General features: G+C 63.6%; 15 protein-coding genes. 7 read left to right on the top strand and 8 right to left on the bottom strand.

Annotation, left to right across the window (positions count from 1 at the left end; genetic code table 11):
• Positions 1-9 precede the first annotated feature (9 nt).
• Positions 10-678 carry a sulfate/molybdate ABC transporter ATP-binding protein gene (locus BTM36_RS16220; protein ID WP_077237256.1) on the top strand — a complete coding sequence of 223 codons (669 nt, stop codon included), beginning with the start codon at positions 10-12 and terminating at the stop codon, positions 676-678.
• A gap of 150 nt (positions 679-828) precedes the next feature.
• On the opposite strand, the gene aceA is transcribed toward BTM36_RS16220, so the two are convergent.
• Positions 829-2133, bottom strand: a complete 1305-nt coding sequence (gene aceA, locus BTM36_RS16215) for an isocitrate lyase (protein ID WP_077237085.1) — start codon at positions 2131-2133, stop codon at positions 829-831.
• Positions 2134-2533: 400 nt separating this feature from the next.
• Between aceA and BTM36_RS16210 the strand changes: the two genes are divergently transcribed.
• Positions 2534-4765: an FUSC family membrane protein gene (locus tag BTM36_RS16210; protein ID WP_077237084.1), complete on the top strand. Its 2232-nt coding sequence runs from the start codon at positions 2534-2536 to the stop codon at positions 4763-4765.
• A gap of 112 nt (positions 4766-4877) precedes the next feature.
• Here the strand turns inward: BTM36_RS16210 and rraA are convergent, their stop codons facing one another.
• On the bottom strand, positions 4878-5369 hold the full coding sequence (gene rraA / locus BTM36_RS16205; RefSeq protein ID WP_077237083.1) for a ribonuclease E activity regulator RraA: 492 nt from the start codon (positions 5367-5369) through the stop codon (positions 4878-4880).
• 54 nt (positions 5370-5423) lie between these two features.
• Complete coding sequence (locus BTM36_RS16200; RefSeq protein WP_077237082.1) at positions 5424-7172, bottom strand: sensor domain-containing diguanylate cyclase; 1749 nt, start codon at positions 7170-7172, stop codon at positions 5424-5426.
• 95 nt (positions 7173-7267) lie between these two features.
• Here BTM36_RS16200 and BTM36_RS27855 point away from each other — a divergent pair, with 95 nt between their 5' ends.
• On the top strand, positions 7268-7528 hold the full coding sequence (locus BTM36_RS27855; RefSeq protein ID WP_139347171.1) for a hypothetical protein: 261 nt from the start codon (positions 7268-7270) through the stop codon (positions 7526-7528).
• A 125-nt stretch (positions 7529-7653) separates the two neighbouring features.
• On the opposite strand, the gene clpB is transcribed toward BTM36_RS27855, so the two are convergent.
• The 3 genes from clpB to BTM36_RS16185 form a co-directional block, all read right to left on the bottom strand.
• A complete protein-coding gene (gene clpB, locus BTM36_RS16195; protein WP_077237081.1) occupies positions 7654-10239 on the bottom strand; it encodes an ATP-dependent chaperone ClpB in 2586 nt (861 codons plus the stop codon).
• A gap of 104 nt (positions 10240-10343) precedes the next feature.
• Positions 10344-10718: a fluoride efflux transporter CrcB gene (gene crcB, locus BTM36_RS16190; protein ID WP_077237255.1), complete on the bottom strand. Its 375-nt coding sequence runs from the start codon at positions 10716-10718 to the stop codon at positions 10344-10346.
• A 45-nt stretch (positions 10719-10763) separates the two neighbouring features.
• On the bottom strand, positions 10764-11729 hold the full coding sequence (locus BTM36_RS16185; RefSeq protein WP_077237080.1) for a LysR family transcriptional regulator: 966 nt from the start codon (positions 11727-11729) through the stop codon (positions 10764-10766).
• A gap of 188 nt (positions 11730-11917) precedes the next feature.
• On the opposite strand from BTM36_RS16185, the gene BTM36_RS16180 reads away from it, so the two are divergent.
• The 4 genes from BTM36_RS16180 to BTM36_RS16165 all read left to right on the top strand — a co-directional run bounded on the left by BTM36_RS16180 (position 11918) and on the right by BTM36_RS16165 (position 16849).
• Positions 11918-13399 (top strand): efflux transporter outer membrane subunit, encoded by a 1482-nt coding sequence (locus tag BTM36_RS16180; protein WP_077237079.1) that lies wholly within the window; start codon positions 11918-11920, stop codon positions 13397-13399.
• Positions 13396-15606: an FUSC family protein gene (locus tag BTM36_RS16175; RefSeq protein WP_077237078.1), complete on the top strand. Its 2211-nt coding sequence runs from the start codon at positions 13396-13398 to the stop codon at positions 15604-15606. The genes BTM36_RS16180 and BTM36_RS16175 overlap by 4 nt, the downstream gene beginning before the upstream one ends.
• Positions 15596-15796 carry a DUF1656 domain-containing protein gene (locus tag BTM36_RS16170; protein WP_077237077.1) on the top strand — a complete coding sequence of 67 codons (201 nt, stop codon included), beginning with the start codon at positions 15596-15598 and terminating at the stop codon, positions 15794-15796. The genes BTM36_RS16175 and BTM36_RS16170 overlap by 11 nt, the downstream gene beginning before the upstream one ends.
• A gap of 78 nt (positions 15797-15874) precedes the next feature.
• Positions 15875-16849 carry an HlyD family secretion protein gene (locus BTM36_RS16165; protein WP_077237076.1) on the top strand — a complete coding sequence of 325 codons (975 nt, stop codon included), beginning with the start codon at positions 15875-15877 and terminating at the stop codon, positions 16847-16849.
• A gap of 54 nt (positions 16850-16903) precedes the next feature.
• On the opposite strand, the gene BTM36_RS16160 is transcribed toward BTM36_RS16165, so the two are convergent.
• The gene (locus BTM36_RS16160; RefSeq protein ID WP_077237075.1) at positions 16904-17191 is read right to left on the bottom strand and encodes a helix-turn-helix transcriptional regulator; all 288 of its coding nucleotides are present in this window, start codon (positions 17189-17191) and stop codon (positions 16904-16906) included.
• Positions 17192-18481, bottom strand: coding sequence for a type II toxin-antitoxin system HipA family toxin (locus BTM36_RS16155; protein WP_077237074.1), 1290 nt, complete (start codon positions 18479-18481; stop codon positions 17192-17194).
• Between the last annotated feature and the right edge of the window lie 25 nt (positions 18482-18506).

Raw genomic sequence — 18506 nt, 5'->3', positions numbered from 1 at the left:
CTGCCAGCCGTGAGCATCGACCTCCAGATCCAGAAACAACTACGTGCCGCTGATCGTGTCTTCGAGCTCGATATCGCCCTGGCTTCCGACAGCCAGCGCATCGTGCTCTACGGTCCCTCCGGCTCGGGCAAGAGCCTCACCCTCAAGGCCATCGCCGGCCTAATGCGTCCCGACAGCGGCCATATCCGCGTGCATGGCCGGGTGCTGTTCGACGCCGCGCAAGGTATCGACCTGCGCGTGCAGGAGCGCAACGTGGCCTACCTGTTCCAGGACTACGCCCTCTTCCCGCACCTGACGGTGGCGCAGAACATCGCCTTCGGCCTGACCCGGGGCAGCTTCAACACACGCCGCCCGGCCCAGCACCCGGCCGTGATGAAGTGGTTGCAGGCCTTCGAGCTGGAAGCCATCGCCCACAGCCATCCGGCGCAGATCTCCGGCGGCCAGCGCCAGCGGGTGGCCCTGGCGCGCGCCCTGGTGGCCGAGCCCGACATGCTGTTGCTGGACGAGCCCTTCTCGGCCCTGGACCTGTCCCTGCGCCAGCGCATGCGCCAGGAACTGGCCGACCTGCAGACCCGCCTGCAGGTGCCGATGCTGCTGATCACCCACGACCCGGCCGATGTCGAGGCCCTGGGCCAGACGGTCTTCGAGCTACGCGACGGCCGCTTGCGGGCGGCTTGACGCCTCCCGGAACAGCCCAGACTACAGACGAAAAAAAACCGCACCCTTTTGAGGTACGGTCGCAAGTTCGGGGATCACCCCGCCAGCCCGCGCAAGGATGCGGGCCGGCGCTACATCACACATTCACACTCAAACCATTGCACACCCGGCTCAGGCCGCCTTCTTGGCCTTGTCATCGAAGAATTGTTCATCTTCGGTCGAACCATGCAGCGCAGTGGTGGACGACTGGCCTTGCTGGATCGCCTGGGTCACCGCGTCAAAGTAACCGGTGCCGACTTCGCGCTGGTGCTTGACCGCAGTGAAGCCCTTGGAGGCGGCGGCGAATTCGGCTTCCTGCAGCTCCACGAAGGCCGACATCTGGTTGCGGGCATAGCCGTGGGCCAGGTTGAACATCGAGTAGTTCAGCGCATGGAAACCAGCCAGCGTGATGAACTGGAACTTGTAGCCCATGGCGCCCAGCTCGCGCTGGAACTTGGCGATGGTGGCGTCGTCCAGGTTCTTCTTCCAGTTGAAGGACGGCGAGCAGTTGTAGGCCAGCAGCTTGCCCGGGAACTTGGCGTGAATGGCTTCGGCGAAGGTCTTGGCGAAGGCCAGGTCGGGCTTGCCGGTTTCGCACCAGACCATGTCGGCATATTCCGCATAGGCCAGGCCACGCGAGATCGCCTGATCGATGCCCGGGTGGGTCTTGAAGAAGCCTTCGACAGTGCGCTCGCCGGAGAGGAAGGCCTTGTCGTTGGCATCCACGTCGGAGGTCAAGAGGTCGGCCGCTTCGGCATCGGTACGGGCGATCACCAGGGTCTTGGTGCCCATCACGTCAGCCGCCAGGCGTGCTGCATTGAGCTTTTCGCAGGCTTCGCGGGTCGGCACCAGCACCTTGCCGCCCATGTGACCACACTTCTTCACCGAAGCCAGCTGGTCTTCGAAGTGCACGCCGGCCGCACCGGCCTCGATCATCGACTTCATCAGTTCGAAGGCATTCAACACGCCGCCGAAACCGGCTTCCGCATCGGCCACGATGGGCGCGAAGAAGTCGATGTCGTCACGGCCTTCGGACCACTGGATCTGGTCGGCGCGGGCGAAGGTATTGTTGATGCGCTTGACCACCATCGGCACCGAGTTGGCCGGATACAGCGACTGGTCGGGATACATTTCACCGGCCAGGTTGGCGTCGCCGGCCACCTGCCAGCCGGACAGGTAGATCGCCTTCAGGCCGGCCTTGACCTGCTGCATGGCCTGGTTGCCGGTCAGTGCGCCCAGGGCGTTGACGAAGGGCTCGTTGTGCACCAGGTTCCACAGCTTCTCGGCACCGCGCTTGGCCAGGGTGTGCTCGATCTGCAGCGAACCACGCAGGCGGACCACATCGGCGGCACTGTAGTTGCGCTTGATGCCCTTCCAGCGCGGGTTCTCTGCCCAGTCGCGTTCCAGGGCCTGGATTTGCTGTTCACGTGTGCTCATGTGGATCTCCTTTTGGTCAATGATGAAGTGGCTAGAAACTGGATGAAATCGCGAATTCCATGACTTCATAGTAGGCCTGCGGGAGCAGAGCAACAATGTCTTATATAAGATATCTGTAAAATTTTTATACCAATAAATTCAATGGCTTACGATCACGATTTTGCGATGCGGAACGAAAATCCGGCCAATGAAAAGGCCATTTGATGCAGCGCACCCGCACTTTTCATATTGCGAAATGAAGATTTCGTATCGTAAAAACGGGGCAATGTGAAACCTCTTGCGTCCTCATCGTTCATATCCACATCACCCGCACCTGTCCTCTCTGGTTGTTTAAACAAACAAGAAGGCAGAGAATAAGCACCTAACTCATGAAACGGCGATATCACGCCGCCCTGTCTACATGCACTACGCCCTGGACATTCGCACCTTCCTCTTCAGTCATTATTTCTATACAGGTGTGCGGATCGCGATCGGGGTGGTCGGCCTGACCCTGCTGGTGTTCAACGTGGCCGACATGCCCACCACCATGACGGTCTTCCTGGGTGCGCTGTGTACCAGCCTGATGGACCTGCCCAGCCCGCTGCGCCACAAGTTCAACGAAATGCTGGCCGGCGTGCTGCTCTGTACGGTGGTGATGCTGGTCATCAGCCTGTGCGCCCCGGTGCCCTGGCTGGTCAGCGCAATGATGGTGGTGGTCAGCTTCTTCGCCAGCATGATGGTGGTCTATGGCAAGAAGACCATGCCGCTGCAGTTCGCCGCGCTCATGGTGATGACCCTGTCGATGGAAAACCAGGTGCCGATCTCGGACGCCTTCCTGCATGCCGTGCTGTTCCTGGGTGGCGGGCTGGGCTACCTGGCCTATTCGATGACGGTGTCATGGTTCCTGCGCCGCCGCATCAAGCAGCAGGTGCTGGCCGAGGCGCTGTTCGAACTGGCACGCTACCTGCGCATCAAGGCCGACTTCTACGACGTCAAGCATGACCTGGCGGGCCAGTTCAACAAGCTGGTGCGCCAGCAGATCGTGGTGGCCGACAAGCAGCAGGCTTCGCGTGACCTGATCCTGCGCGACCTGTACACCAAGCAGGATGGCCTGCTGGTGCAGGTACACCTGTCCATGCTGGAGCTCTACGAGCAGGTGCTCTCCACCCACGCCGACTACGCCTTCCTGCGCCAGCACTTCGGCGACAGCGATGTCATGGTCTTCCTGCGCGATCTGGCCACCAAGGCCGCCCAGGACATCGAATCGATCGCCTACGCGGTCACCCGCAAGAAGGCCTCCGAGCCGAGCGTGAACTACAAGGCCGAACTGCGTGCGGTGCAGTTCGAGATGCAGGAGCTGGCCCTGCCCGGCCCCCGGCAGGCCTCCGAAGAAGCCCTGACCATCCTGCGCGTGACCTACAACAAGATCCGCGACATCATCGAACTGATCAGCCAGGTGCACCAGGCCACCCGCAATCCGGTGGACCCGCTGCCCATCCTGCCGGGCTCGGACATGACCCCCTTCCTGACCCAGCAGAAGTTCAAGTTCAACATGCTGCTGGTGAACCTGCGCTGGCAGTCACCGATCTTCCGCTTCGCCATCCGGGTCGCACTGGCCGTGACCACGGGCCTTTGGATCGCCAGCCACCTGCCCTACATGGCGCACGGCTACTGGATCGTGCTAACCATCGTCATCATCCTCAAACCCAACTTCAGTGCCACCAAGCAGCGCATGGCAGACCGCCTGATCGGCACCGTCATCGGCTGCCTGATCACCATGCTGATCCTGCGCTTCGTGCACAATCCGCTGGGCCAGCTGGCGGTGCTGTTCGCGGCCAGCGTGGCGGCACCGGCCTTCACCTACATCAAGTATCGCTATACCGCCATCGCCGCCTCGGTACAGATCCTGATGCTGCTGAATCTGCTGGTGCCGGCCGGCCACCAGGGCGTGATCGGCGAACGCCTGATCGACACCATCATCGGCGTGCTCATCGCCACCGTGTTCTCCTATGTGCTGCCGGCCTGGGAATACCGCGACCTGCCCAAGCTGCTGCGCAACGTGCTCAAGGCCAGCCAGCGCTACCTGACCGCCAGCCGCGACATGCTCGAAGGGAAGGTGCAGGACGATTTCTTCTATCGGGTCTGTCGCAAGGGCTTCATGGACAGCCTGGCGGCGCTGATCTCGGCGCTGGTGCGCATGATGGACGAGCCGGCCACCAAGCAACGGGCGGTACGCGAACTGAACCGCTTCATCGTGCAGAACTACCTGGTGGCGGCGCATATCGCAGCGCTGCGCCTGATGCTACGGCGCCAGCAGGAAAACCTGCCGCAGGCCGCCATCAGCAAGCTCATCGAAGACACCTACCTGGAAGCCAGCGAACACCTGGCCGAAGCGCAGCGCCTGCTGGCGCCCAAGCCGAAAAAGCGCGGCGGCGCCGTAGTGGTCTCGCCGGAAGCACCGGAAGACAAGGCCCTGTCGGGCAAGATCGAGCTGATCGGACCGGTCACGCCGGCACCCATTCCGGCCGAGGCCAGCGCCTGGTCGGGCTGGGCCAACCTGCGTCGCCGCAGTCACCAGCTCAATCAGGACCTCAAGGAAATCGTGGCGCAGACGGCGGCCATCGACAAGGAATTGCGCAAGGTACCGGACTGACGCCCTGAACGTCATCCAGGTCCCGCACAAGACAAAAGCCCGCATCTGCGGGCTTTTGTCCAGGTGGTGTCTACGAGTACGTCGGGAGGATGCAGCGTCTGGATGAGCCCGCTCAGAGCGCCGTACGCGCCACCAGCACGCCGTCCGCATCGGCATAGATCCAGTCGCCCGGATAGACCGCTACGCCGGCGATGCCAACCTTGATGTCGGCATCCCCTACTCCCTTGCGGAAGCTGCGTTGGGGGTGGGTGGCCAGGGCGCGGATGCCGACGTCGCAGGCATTGAGTTCAGCTGCGTCGCGCACACAACCATTGACCAGGATGCCAGCCCAGCCATTGTCCTGCGCCAGTTGCGCCAGGTTGCCACCCACCAGTGCGCAGCGCAGGCTGCCACCGCCATCGACCACCAGCACCTGGCCATTGCCCGGCGTCTCCAGTGTGGCGCGGACCAGCACGTTGTCCTCGAACACCTTCAGGGTCCGGGCCGGACCGCTGAAGGCCTGCCTGCGCCCGAAGGAGGCAAAGATGGGAGGCAGTACATGCAGGGTGCCGCTGGCCAGCTTGTCTTCATTGGCATCGCACAGGTCGCAGGTGGCAAAGGACATCAAGGTCTCCTCATGGTCTGAATGGGCGGGGCCGAAATGGCCTCGGGGACGGGCCTATACCGACAGGATGCGGTGCAGGCGCTTCTGATCGAACATACGAGAATCGGCCACCCGCAGCAAGGTTTCCACATCCAGGCCATCGACCGGATAGAGTGACACGCCCACCGACGCATCCACCGTGTACTGCTGGCCATCACGCCCCTCGATGGGCTTGTTGACGGCGTGGCGGATCTTGTCGGCGATGCTGCGGGCCACTTCGATGTCGGTCACGCCATGCAGGTAGACCACGAATTCATCGCCGCCGAAACGCGCCACCGAATCATCATGCCGCAAGCTGTGCTGCAGTCGTTCGGCAATGGCGATCAAGACCTTGTCGCCTTCGTCGTGGCCATACTCGTCGTTGACGGCCTTGAAGCGGTCCAGGTCGATGAAAAGCAAGGCGAAATGCAGCGGATTGGCTTCGGAGCTGTTGCGGCGACGGAAGTCGATCTGCGCGATCAGGGAATCACGGTTCAGCACATTGGTGAGGCGGTCGGTGCGCAGGTTGCGCTCCATTTCCACGAAACTCAGCGCCAGCTGGCCGATCTCGTCGTTGCGATCGATGTTGAGCGCGGGGAACGGGCTGCCATTGCCGATGCTCTTGGCCGCCAGCGTGAGCTTGCGGATGTCGCGCAGCACCCAGCGCAGCAGCAGGAAACCGATCACGAAGGTCAGGCACACCGCCAGCAGACCCAGCAGCAGGGTCTGGTAGACGCCGCTGGTGACCGAACCCAGGAAGTCCGAGCGCGGCGCAGCGCTGATGGCCAGCCAGTCCAGCCCGGCCTGGTCATGGTGCAGGCGGAAGGCCACTTCGATCTTGCTGCCCTCGCTGCGCGAGCCCAGCAGCACCAGCCGGCCCGGCGCGGGGTTGTGGATGCTCAGGTAGCGCTGCACTTCCTCGAAGGCCTGCTGCACCAGCGGCGACTTGCTGTGTCCGGCATTCAGACGCAACAGGTCCGAGCCCTGGTCGTTGGACTGGTAGATCGACTCATCCAGCGAAGTGGCCACCATGTCGCCCTTGAGCTCGGTCACGAAGGCCGCGCCATGCGGGCTCAGGGGAAGGTTGCGCAACAGGGTGGAGAGCTGCTGCAGGCCAATGCTGCTGTTGGCCACGCCCAGCAGCGTGCCGTCGGTATCGAAGATGGGCTTGGACAGGTTGATACCCACCACATTGGGCTGGCGGTAATCGGCGTACACCGGCGACCAGGTCTCGCGCCCCTGCTGGACCGCCTGCACATACCAGGGTCGCTTGCGCGGTTCGTAGTCCTGCACGGCGGTGAGCTTCATCTCGGTGCCGGGGCCGCGCAGGTAATAGACGTAGTTCTTCTCGCCCGGCTCGCGCACGCTGTACATGAAGACGTTGATCTGCTCCTGCTTGATGCCCAGGAAGCTGCCGTCAACACCACCGAAATAGACGTAGCTGGGTTCGTCGAACAGCGAATTGGCCAGCCAGAGTCGCTCTTCGAGCTCTTTGCGGGTCTTGGGAAACGGCAGCGTCGCCGCCTGCTGGCCCGCCTCCGCCGGCGGCACCGGCGCGGGCGCCACCACGTTCAGGCTTTCGCGTGCGCCCATGGTCTGGCGGTCGATGCCCTGGGAGACCCGACCCATCACTTCGGTCAAGGCATTGCGTGCCAGCACCTCGGTGGCATCGTCGCCGGCGCGATACAGGAACCAGCCGATGGTCAGCACCAGGCAGACCATGAGGAAAATGAACGGCAGGATGAATAGCCGCTGCAGAGACGATTGCTTCAGAATCGCCCCCATGTGCTCTTGCTGCCTTGACCGCGTGTTCCCGATATGACCATGAATTCCTTGCTGCCGGGCAAGCAAAACCCTTCCCGGCGATTGCAGATGAGGCCGTGGCCTCGATCGATGGCGCACCTGTTTTTGTCGTGTGGCGCACTCCCCTTGATGAAGGTAAATATCACATTTTGCGCCCTCTTGGTGAGCGTTTTTTGCAATGCGGCGAAAGAAAAAGCAGTGACCGATCCGCCCAGGAAGCGCGCTGGACGTGGAGTGTAGCAAAAGCACCAACTAAATTAAATGTATTACAACTTTCAGGAACGGATGTGCAGCAGCGTGCCGATGAAGTGAATCAAATCGCCCGCCCGGATGCATAAAAAAGCGGCGGGACATGAAGACATGTTCCCGCCGCTACTAGACTTCCTGCCCTTCCTGCTCCGGTCAACACGACGGCAGATCGGCGCCCTACAGCCTGCCTCCTGCCGCCCTTGCTCCCGGGCAGTTACTTGCTGAACGCCAGTTGGCCGTTCTCCACATCCACATGCACCACGTCCTTGGGACCGAACCTGCCGGCCAGGATTTCCTTGGACAGCGGATTCTCGATCTCCTGCTGGATGGCACGCTTGAGCGGCCGAGCACCATAGACCGGATCGAAACCGGCTTCGGCGATCTTTTGCAGGCCGGCTTCGCTGATCTGCAGTCCGATTTCCAGCTTGGCCAGACGCTGCTCCAGGATGCGCAGCTGGATCTTGGCAATCGCGCCGATGTTCTTGGCGTCCAGCGCGTGGAAGACCACGATCTCGTCTACCCGGTTGATGAACTCCGGACGGAAGTGCGTACGCACCTCGGCCATCACGGCCAGCTTCACCAGCGCCGGATCGCTGTCTTCCATGCTCTGGATACGGTGCGAACCCAGGTTGGAGGTCATCACGATCACGGTGTTCTTGAAGTCCACGGTACGGCCCTGGCCATCGGTCATGCGACCGTCGTCCAGCACCTGCAGCAGCACGTTGAAGACATCCGGGTGCGCTTTCTCGATTTCGTCGAGCAGGATCACGCTGTAGGGCTTGCGCCGCACCGCTTCGGTCAGGTAGCCGCCTTCTTCATAGCCGACATAACCCGGCGGCGCGCCGATCAGACGGGCCACGGAATGCTTCTCCATGAACTCGCTCATGTCGATGCGGATCATCGCCTCCTCGGTATCGAACAGGTAGGACGCCAGCGCCTTGCACAGCTCGGTCTTGCCCACGCCGGTAGGGCCCAGGAACATGAAGGAACCGTAAGGCTTGCTGGGGTCGCCCAGGCCGGCACGCGAACGACGGATGGCGTCGGAGACGGCCACGATGGCTTCTTCCTGGCCCACCACGCGTTCATGCAGCACGTCTTCCATGTGCAGCAGTTTTTCACGTTCGCCCTGCATCATGCGCGACACCGGGATACCGGTGGCGCGGGCCACGATCTCGGCAATTTCCTCGGCACCCACCTGGGTCCGCACCAGCTTGGGCTTCTCGGTGGTGGCACCGGCCGCGTCCTTCTTGTTCTGCACTTCCAGCGCGGCTTCCAGCTCGGCCAGCTTGCCGTACTTGAGCTCGGAAACCTTCTGCCAGTCGCTCTTGCGGGTGGCCTCTTCCATCTGCAGGCGTACCTTCTCGATTTCTTCCTTCAACTGCTGGCCGCCCTGGGCGGTCGACTTCTCGGCCTTCCAGATTTCTTCCAGGTCGGCGTACTCGCGCTCCAATTTTTCGATTTCTTCCTCGATCAGCTGCAGGCGCTTCTGCGAAGCCTCGTCCTTTTCACGCTTGACGGCTTCACGCTCGATCTTCAGCTGGATCAGGCGACGGTCGAGCTTGTCCATCACTTCCGGCTTGGAATCGATTTCGATCTTGATCTTCGAGGCGGCCTCGTCGATCAGGTCGATGGCCTTGTCCGGCAGGAAGCGGTCGGTGATATAGCGGTGCGACAGCTCGGCCGCAGCCACGATGGCCGGGTCGGTGATATCGACGCCATGGTGCACCTCGTACTTCTCCTGCAACCCGCGCAGGATGGCGATGGTGGCTTCCACGCTGGGCTCATCCACCAGGATCTTCTGGAAGCGGCGCTCCAGGGCGGCGTCCTTCTCGATGTACTGGCGGTACTCATCCAGCGTGGTGGCACCCACGCAATGCAGCTCGCCACGCGCCAGGGCCGGCTTCAACATGTTGCCGGCATCCATGGCGCCCTCGGCCTTGCCGGCGCCCACCATGGTGTGCAGCTCATCGATGAAGACGATGGTCTGGCCTTCATCCTGGGCGATTTCCTTCAAGACCGCCTTCAGGCGCTCCTCGAATTCACCGCGATACTTGGCACCAGCCAGCAGGGCCGCCATGTCCAGCGACAGTACGCGCTTGGACTTCAGGCTGTCCGGCACTTCGCCGTTGACGATGCGCTGGGCCAGGCCTTCGACGATGGCGGTCTTGCCCACGCCCGGTTCGCCGATGAGCACGGGGTTGTTCTTGCTGCGCCGTTGCAGCACCTGGATGGCGCGGCGGATTTCGTCGTCGCGGCCGATCACCGGATCAAGCTTGCCGGCACGGGCACGCTCGGTCAGGTCCAGGGTGTATTTCTTGAGGGCTTCACGCTGGCCTTCGTCCTGCTGCGAGGACACCGAAGCGCCGCCGCGCACGGCCTGGATGGCCGCTTCCAGCGACTTGCGGGTGAGGCCGTTGTCACGGGCAGCACGGCCGGCATCGGACTTGTCGTCGGCCAGGCCCAGCAGCACCATTTCGCTGGCGACGAACTGGTCGCCATGCTTTTGCGCTTCCTTGTCGGCCAGGTTCAGCAGGGCCACCAGTTCGCGCCCGACCTGCACTTCGCCGCCGTTGCCGGAGACTTGCGGCAGGCGCTTGAGGGCCGCCTGCAAGGCGGTATTCAGGCCGTTCACGTTCACGCCGGCACGCTGCAGCAGCGAGCGTGCGCCGCCGTCATCCTGGCTCAGCAAGGCCAGGATCAGGTGAACGGGTTCAATGTATTGATTGTCGTGGCCGACTGCCTGGGATTGCGCATCGGCCAGCGCTTCCTGCAATTTTGTGGTGAGTTTGTCGAGACGCATGGTTCGCTCCAATTTTTCAATGAGATGAAAGTTGGGCCTGCGCTTTGATTTTCAAGCAATGATCATGCCGCCTGTTTTGATCTGCATCAGTTCGCTGATAAACGTCATCCCGCCAATGCACGATAGCTTGCAAAGCCGGCAACACACAGCACGATGGAGCCCAGCAGGTGCAGTGCCGAATGGCCGATGGCCCACAGGTAATCGCCCCGCTGCAAGAGGATCATGGCCTCGGCGGAAAACGTGGAAAAAGTGGTCAGGCCACCCAGGAAGCCGGTCACCGCGAACAGGCGCCATTCGGGCGACAAGCCGGGATGCTGCTCGAAATAGGCCACCAGGAAACCGATCACGTAGGCGCCGATCCAGTTGGCCGCCAGCGTGCCCAGCGGCACGAAGTGGCCGGAGATATTCCACACCACCGAGATGCGCCAGCGCAGCCAGGCGCCCAGCGTCGCTCCGAGTCCCACTGCCAGCCATCCCATCATCATCCCCCTTGCCTGCCCCATCGGGCCTTGTCGTTTCCGGTGTCAGCGCGTCCCCAGCCCCTGCATTTCTTCCCGCAGGCTGCCCAGGCGCTCCAGCGCCTGATGGTCTTCTTCCAGGGTCTTGTCCACGGTCACATGCATCCAGTCTACCCAGGTGCTGATCTTGGCATCCAGGTACTGGCGCGAAGGATACAACGCATACACGCCCATGTTCTGCAAGCGATGCTGCGGCAGCACGCGCACGATGCTGCCGGTACGCAAGGCATCCACGGCCGAATAGATGGGCAGCACGCCGATGCCCATGCCTTCGCGAATCGCGGTAAGCATGGCTTCGGCCACATTGACCTGGAAATTGCTCTTGATCGCAATGACGGCGCCGCCGTCCGGTCCTTCCAGGACCCATTCGTCCAGCGGCGAGATCGGGCTCACCAGTTGCAGGCAGACGTGATTGAGCAGGTCCGCCGGCTGCTGGGGCGCGCCGTACTTGTCGATGTAGGCCGGCGAGGCACACAGCATGCTGAAGGTGGTCCCCAGCTGTCGGTAGATCAGACCGGAATCTGGCAACTCCCGCGCCAGCACCAGGGAGACGTCATAACCCTCTTCCAGCATGTCCGGAATACGTTGGGCCAGCGTCAGCTCCACCGCCACGTCCGGATAGCGCTTCTGGTAACCGGAGATGGAGGGAATCACGTAGCGCTGGCCGAAACTGGTCATGGCGTGGATGCGCAGCCGGCCCGAGGGGCGGACATAGGCCGCGCCGGCTTCTGCCTCAGCTTCGTCAACGTATGCCATGATCTGCTGACAACGCAGCAGGTAGCGCTCGCCCGCCTCGGTCAGGGCAATGCGGCGCGTGGTGCGGTTCAACAGGCGGGTACGCAGATGGCGCTCCAGATCGGCCACGGCGCGGGAGACATGGGCGGTGGTCAGGGCCATCTGATGGGCCGCCTGCGTAAAGCTGCCGGCCTCGACCACGCGCGCGAAGACGCGCATGTTTTGCAGGGTATCCATCTTGTTCCTATCGATAAGCAGGTGAGGCGCCAGCAGGCGCAACACCGGATGACAGCATTGTTACCCAAAACGGAGCAATTATTATTGCCAAATACGAGATAAAGAATTGCTGAATAGCGGATTTTTTTGGAAATAATTACAAAATAGAATACATAACTTCTGATATTTGCATAATTTCGGGCAATCCCATGACACATATCGCCATCCCCAAGCTGCCAGACCTGAAGGTCGTTGCGCTGGCGCTGACAATCGCAGCGGCCCTGGCCGGTTGCGCCGATCAGGGCGGCATCCAGCCGCAAGCACACCTGCGCGACGTCGCCGTGCTGGACGCCGGCCAGGCCATCCGCCAGGCCGGCAGCGAGGCCGGCTGGCCGCAACGCGCCTGGTGGCAGGTCTATGACGATGCGCAGCTGGACCAACTGGTCAGCCGCGCCGTGGCCGGCAACCCCAGCATGGCGGTGGCCGCCGCCCGCGTGCGCCAGGCGCGCTCGCTGGCCGTGGCCACCCATGCCGGCGAGCTGCCCAGCGCCCAGCTGGATGTGGCGGTCGGCCGCAAGGACTGGTCCGATAACGTCTACTACGGTGCCTCCTTCCGCGACAAGCTGACCTGGAACAACACCGCCACCCTGGGCCTGTCCTACAACGTCGACCTCTGGGATCGCAACAAGAACGCCACCCTGCGTGCCGAGGACGAGATGCACGCCGTAGCGGCCGACGCCCGCGCCGCCCAGCTCGACCTGGAAGGCAATGTGGTGCGCACCTATGTGCAGTTGGCGCTGCAATACGGCCTGCTGGACAACACCGAAGCCATGTTGAAGGAAGAACAGAAGATCCTCGACCTGGCCCATCGTCGTTTCAAGGGTGGCCTCGGCACGCAGCTTGAGATCACCCAGGCCCAAGCCCCGCTGCCGGAAACCCGGCGCCAGATCGAAGCCCTGCAAGAGAGCATCGCCCTGATCCGCAACCAGCTGGCCGCGCTGCTGGGCGCCGGCCCCGGTGCCGCCGACGGCATCACCCGCCCCACCCTGCAGCTGCAGGCCGCCATCGGCCTGCCCAGCGCACTGCCGGCCGACCTGGTGGGCCGCCGCCCGGACATCAGCGCCGCCCGCTGGCGCGTGGAGGCCGCCGGCAAGGGCATCGCCGTGGCCAAGGCCGCCTTCTACCCCAACATCAACCTGCTGGCCGGCATCGGCCCGGCCGCCGCCGGTGGCGGGCTATTCTCCTTCCTGTCTGCGCCCAACATCCAGACCACCTACGGCCCGGCCATCTCCCTGCCCATCTTCGAGGGTGGCCGCCTGCGTGGCCAACTGGGTGCGGCCAGCGCCGGCTATGACATCGAGGTGGAGCACTACAACGCCCTGCTCTCGCTAGCCCTGAAGGGTATTTCCGACCAGGTGGTGACGTTGCAATCGGTCGCCCGCCAGCAGGAGCAGGCACAGCAATCGGTGCAAGCCGCGCAAAAGAACGTGGATATCGCCACCCGTGCCTACCAGCGCGGCCTGACCGATTACCTCAACATCCTGCACGCCCAGACCCAATGGCTGCGCCAGCAGCAGATCGTGCAGCAATTGCAGGCCCAGCGCCTGGCGGCCTATGCCGCACTGCAGACCGCCCTGGGCGGTGGCATGGACAATGGCACCGCGCCTGAAGAGCAGGTGGCCACGCGATGAATGCTCCCGCCACACCCGCCCTGTCGCTCAAGGCGCAACTGCACGAGGCTGCCCGCGACTGGTGGCGCAGTGACGCACCGACCTGGGTCTATGTGTTCAAGATGGTCTTCGCTGGCCTGCTGGCGCTGGGCATCGGCTACGGCCTGGACCTGGAGTCGCCGCGCTCGGCGCTGATCACGGTCTTCATCGTCATGCAGCCGCAAAGCGGGATGATCCTGGCCAAGAGCTTCTACCGGGTCATCGGTACCCTGGTCGGCTCCGCCGCCGTGGTGGTCTTCGTGGGCCTGTTCGCGCAGACGCCGGAACTGTTCCTGCTGGCCTCGGCCCTGTGGATCGGCCTGTGCACGGTGGGCTCGGCGCACAATCGCAACTTCCGCTCGTATGGCTTCGTGCTGTCCGGCTATACGGTGGCGCTGATCGGGCTGCCGGCCGCGCTGCATCCGGCCATTACCTTCGATTCTGTGATGACACGGGTGTCCGAGATCATGGTCGGCATCGTCTGCGTGGGCCTGGTCAGTGCGCTGGTGTTTCCGCAGGCCAGCGCACCGGGCCTGGTGCGCATCATCCGTGGCCGCTTTACCGCCTTCGTTGACCTGATCAGCGCTACCCTGGGCGGCAGCAACGACCGCAAGCAACTGGAAGCCACCAATGCCCGCTTCGTGGGCGACATCATCGGCCTGGAAGCCATGCGCAGCTCGGCCATCTTCGAAGACCCGGAAGTGCGCCTGCGCAGCGGCCGCCTGAGCCGCATGAACAGTGAATTCATGGCGCTGTCCACCCGCGTCCACGCGCTGCACCAGCTGATGAACCGGCTGCACGCCAATCCCGCGCCCGGCGCGCAAGTGGTCATCGCCGCCATTTCGCCGTATTTCCGCGAGGTGCAGCCCTTGCTGACCCGCGCCAGCGGCGAACCGGTGATGAGTGCAGTGGATGCCGCCGACGCCGCCCTCAAGCTGGATGCCTTCAAGCGCGAGCTGCCGCGCCGCGTGCGCGCCACCCGTGGCACGCTGGCCGAACAGTGCGACAGCGACAGCGCCATGCTGGATTTCGATACGGCATCTGAACTTCTGTACCGCGTGGTCGAAGAACTGCATGCCTACACCCTGACCTATGCCTCGCTGAACCAGCGCCACCACGAGCGCGAACAATGGGAGCACTCCTACGCCCCCAAGACCAGCATGACCACGGCGTTGATCGCCGGTGCCCGCGCCGCCATCGTGATGCTGTGCCTGGCCGGGTTCTGGATTGCCAGTGGCTGGCCCAGCGGCGACGTGGCCGTGCTCAACGCGGCGGCTTTCTGCGCCATCACCTCGGCCGCCCCCGACCCGGCCAAGGCCACGCGCACGGTCGCCATCGGCGTGCTCTTCGCCGCTGTGGCCGGCTATGTCTACACCTTCCATATCCTGCCGCGCCTGGATGGCTACTGGATGCTGGCCAGCGCGCTCATGCCGGTGCTGATGCTGGCCGTCTGGCTGACCACCAAACCCAAATGGGCAGGTTACGGCCTGGGGATCTGCATCTTCTTTCCCTTCCTGGCGGTACCGGACAACTTCGCCCACTTCAACGCGGCCGGCTACCTGAACGAATCGGTGGCGCTGGTGGTGTCCTTGCTGGTGACGGCCGTGGCCTTCATGCTGCTGCTGCCGCCGACCACCGACTGGACCGTGCGCGTGCTGGAAAAGCAATTGCGCAAGCAGGTGGTGGATGCCTGTTTCGGCAAGCTGGGCCGCCTGGCGCTGAAGTTCGAAAGCGGCACCCGCGACCTGATGCACCAGATCACGATCCTCACCAGCAGTCGCCCGGTCCTGCGCCAAAAGGCGCTGGGCTGGATGTTCGCCACGCTGGAAGTGGGTCACGCCATCATCGAACTGCGTACCGAACTGCACGGCATCCGCACCGAAACCCCGGACCTGCTGCCGCCCTCCGCCTACGCCGCACTGAACCGCCTGCGTGAAGCCGTCCCGGCCTTGTTCGCCCGGCCGTCGGCGGCAACCCTGCAGGCGGCGCTGGACGCCAATGACGCCACCATCGTCGAAGTCCAGACCGCCATCGGTCCGCATTACCGCGAACGCAACGAACGTCATCGCCTGCAACGCACCCTGAGTTACCTGCACTTCATCCGCACCGCCCTGCTCGATCAGCAATCGCCGCTGCATACCATGCGCGCCGGTGCCAACCCCGCTTCCGGAGAGCGCCATGCCACGTGAGATTTCCTTCTTCGACGCCTACATTCCAACGGTACTGCTGCTGGCCGTGCTGGCCGCCGTCCTGGCCATGGCCGCGGACCGCGTCCTGGTGCGGCTGGGCTTCTACGAACTGACCTGGCACCCGGCGCTGTTCCGCGTGAGCCTGTTCGTCTGCCTGGCGGCCTTGCTGGGGCTGTTCGTGTATCGCTAGCGGACATCGGCTCTACCGCCTTCTGCGCCAAACCCATCACTTCAGAAAAGATAAAGAAACAATCAGGAGTAGTTCACCATGTCGGTCAAATCGATTTTCCGCGTCCTCATCACCTCGGCCATTTTCCTCTTGGCCATCCTGCTCGCCTGGAGCCTGTGGCAGCACTACATGCATTCCCCCTGGACCCGCGACGGCCGGGTGCGCGCCGAAGTGGTCAACGTCGCGCCGGATGTCTCCGGCCAGGTAGTGGCGCTGCCGGTACGTGACAACCAGCTGGTCAAGAAGGGCGACCTGCTGATGGAAATCGACCCGGCCCGCTATACGCTGGCGCTGCAACAGGCCGAGGCCGCCGTCACCGCGCGCAAGGCAGATCTGGATGTGCGCCGTGCCGAGGTCGAGGCACGCCGCGCCGACCTGGCCATGCGCCGTGCCCAGGCCCGCCGCCGGGCCGACGTGGATGCGCTGGTGGTGTCGCGGGAAGCCCGCGAAGATGCCGGCAGCCAGGTTACCGCCTCGCAAGCCCAGTTGGAAGCCGCCCAGGCCCAGCTGCAAGGCGCCCAGGCGCAATACCAGGCGGCCCTGTCGCAGCGCGATACGGCCAGGCTGAACCTGGAGCGCACCAAGGTGTTCTCCCCGGTGGATGGCTATGTGACCAACCTGGCCGTGCGTCGCGGCGACTATGCGGCTGCCGGCGCGGCCAAGATCGCGCTGATCGACAGCCACTCCTTCTGGGTCTATGCCTATTTCGAGGAAACCAAGCTGCCGCTGCTGTCCATCGGTGACCGCGCCAAGATCCAGCTGATCAACGGCGCCACCCTGGAAGGCCACGTCGACAGCATCGCCCGCGGCATCTATGACCGTGACAATCCGCAAAGCCGCGAACTGACCGCCGATGTGAACCCGACCTTCAACTGGGTGCGGCTGGCCCAGCGCATCCCGGTGCGCATCCAGCTCGACAAGGTGCCGGAACATGTCCTGCTGGCCTCGGGGCTGACCTGCACGGTGGTCTTGGAGCCGGGGAGCGGCAAGTCGCAGCCGGCAGCGCGCAACTGAACCAGCCTGAGGTAGTGGAAAGGCGGCCCTGATGCAGCATCAGGGCCGCCTTTTTCATGTGCGCTTGCGCGCCACCGCACCCACGCTCATGCCGACCGGCTTGAGCAGCTTGTCGGCGGTGGCCAGCGTGGGGCTGGACTCACCGCGTTCGATATCCTGCAAGGTGCGGGCAGATACGCCGCACAGCTTGGCGTATTCGGCAATGGTCAGGCGCAGGGTGGTGCGGATCTTGCGGATCACGGCGGGAATGGGCAGGGTCGGATCGGCGGCCAGTTCATCGAACAGCGCACGCCGTTCTTCCAATTGCTCGATGGCAGTGAGCGGCTTGAAGCGCTTGTCCATTCAAAGCGCCTCCAGCTGGGTACGGACCTGGGCCAGCGTGACGGCCAACGGGTCGAGGAATTGTGCGTCGATGCGCAGATCGCGGGCGCGCTCCAGCAGTCCTGCCAGCGGCTGTGCCATCTCGCGCACAGCCGCCCGCACCGGTGCTTCCTCCAGTCGGGCCGCGTCGCAGGCCTGCGCGATCGCGCTGGCCCACTGCGGCGAACCGCCGTCATCGTGCTCCCAGCGCATGCGCCGGGCGATGCCGTCGGGATGCAACCACATGGGCGCGAAGTCGAACAGCGGCGTGAGCCCGATCTGCCCCTGCGCGTCGCGCCGGATGGCAGTGTTGCGGGCATGGTTGTCGCGGTTGCGCAAGACGATGTTGGCGATGTCGCGCTTGAGGTATTCGATGACCTCCCCCATTGGATCGGTGGCGACCTGGCCCAGCCGGGCACAGGCGGCATTGTGCGACGGGGTCGCGGCAAAGCCGGTGACCCCGCATAGCGAGGCGATGCTTTCCTGCGCATGACGCACCACCCGGCCGTGGCGCAGCTCCCGGTCGAAACGCGGGATGAACAAGGCCTTGCCATGCAGTTCCAGCGCATCGTGGACCTTCAGGCCGAGGCTGGCGGCCAACTGCATGTAAGGGGCTTCCAGTCGCAGGATGTTGGCCAGATCAGGATCGGGGCCACGCCCGAACTTGACGATGTAGTGGCGTTCGGCCAGTTCATCGGGCAAGGCGTGGTCAAGGTAGAACAGGCCGTCGCGCGCGCGCGTCAACAGAATCTTCGGCCATTCCCCCTGCACCCCTGAGGAACCGGCCAGGAACAATCCGTGTTGGGCCAGGTATTCGCTGAAGTCTTCCGAACGCGCGGCGATTTCATCGATGCCGAATCCGCGCAACAGCGGCCCGCTGCGTTGCTGGGCCCATTGCCAGGCTTCGAGCACGCGCATGTTCCCGATGGGATTGCCAGCCCCGGCGCAGAGCAGCGGCCAGTCGGCACTGGCCTCGGCGCGCTCGTCCAGGCCAAGCTGGCGTAGCAATTCGCCACGGCCATAGCCCTGCGGCAACAGATCGATCAGAAAAGCCGGCCACCGGCTTTCTTGCAAAGCGTCGAAGCTCACCGGCACATTGACCGACACCGCAGCCGCATCGCGCCTATCCTGGTAGTCCACCACGTGCGCGGCTTCATAGACCAGGAAAGACGGCGCACCCATACCCTGCTCGAGCGGGCCAGTCAGCGACAGGGCGGCCGCGTCGCGCCAGGTGCCGTCGATATGTAGTTGCAGGGTGCAGGAAGTCTTCATATACACATCATACTATCATCAATAC

Origin of the sequence: Herbaspirillum sp. VT-16-41 (assembly GCF_001994935.1) — a bacterium.
GTDB lineage: Bacteria > Pseudomonadota > Gammaproteobacteria > Burkholderiales > Burkholderiaceae_D > Herbaspirillum > Herbaspirillum frisingense.
The sequence above is the reverse complement of the archived record's forward strand: the minus strand, read 5'-3'. Positions and strand labels throughout refer to the sequence as shown.

Bases quoted from the DNA above. Each gene is read 5' to 3' on its own strand.
- BTM36_RS16210 (WP_077237084.1), top strand. From the start codon at position 2,534: ATGCACTACGCCCTGGACATTCGCACCTTCCTCTTCAGTCATTATTTC.
- BTM36_RS16155 (WP_077237074.1), bottom strand. From the start codon at position 18,481: ATGAAGACTTCCTGCACCCTGCAACTACATATCGACGGCACCTGGCGC.
- BTM36_RS16175 (WP_077237078.1), top strand. From the start codon at position 13,396: ATGAATGCTCCCGCCACACCCGCCCTGTCGCTCAAGGCGCAACTGCAC.
- rraA (WP_077237083.1), bottom strand. From the start codon at position 5,369: ATGTCCTTTGCCACCTGCGACCTGTGCGATGCCAATGAAGACAAGCTG.
- aceA (WP_077237085.1), bottom strand. From the start codon at position 2,133: ATGAGCACACGTGAACAGCAAATCCAGGCCCTGGAACGCGACTGGGCA.
- BTM36_RS16185 (WP_077237080.1), bottom strand. From the start codon at position 11,729: ATGGATACCCTGCAAAACATGCGCGTCTTCGCGCGCGTGGTCGAGGCC.
- BTM36_RS16180 (WP_077237079.1), top strand. From the start codon at position 11,918: ATGACACATATCGCCATCCCCAAGCTGCCAGACCTGAAGGTCGTTGCG.
- BTM36_RS16160 (WP_077237075.1), bottom strand. From the start codon at position 17,191: ATGGACAAGCGCTTCAAGCCGCTCACTGCCATCGAGCAATTGGAAGAA.
- BTM36_RS16165 (WP_077237076.1), top strand. From the start codon at position 15,875: ATGTCGGTCAAATCGATTTTCCGCGTCCTCATCACCTCGGCCATTTTC.
- clpB (WP_077237081.1), bottom strand. From the start codon at position 10,239: ATGCGTCTCGACAAACTCACCACAAAATTGCAGGAAGCGCTGGCCGAT.
- crcB (WP_077237255.1), bottom strand. From the start codon at position 10,718: ATGGGATGGCTGGCAGTGGGACTCGGAGCGACGCTGGGCGCCTGGCTG.
- BTM36_RS16200 (WP_077237082.1), bottom strand. From the start codon at position 7,172: ATGGGGGCGATTCTGAAGCAATCGTCTCTGCAGCGGCTATTCATCCTG.
- BTM36_RS16170 (WP_077237077.1), top strand. From the start codon at position 15,596: ATGCCACGTGAGATTTCCTTCTTCGACGCCTACATTCCAACGGTACTG.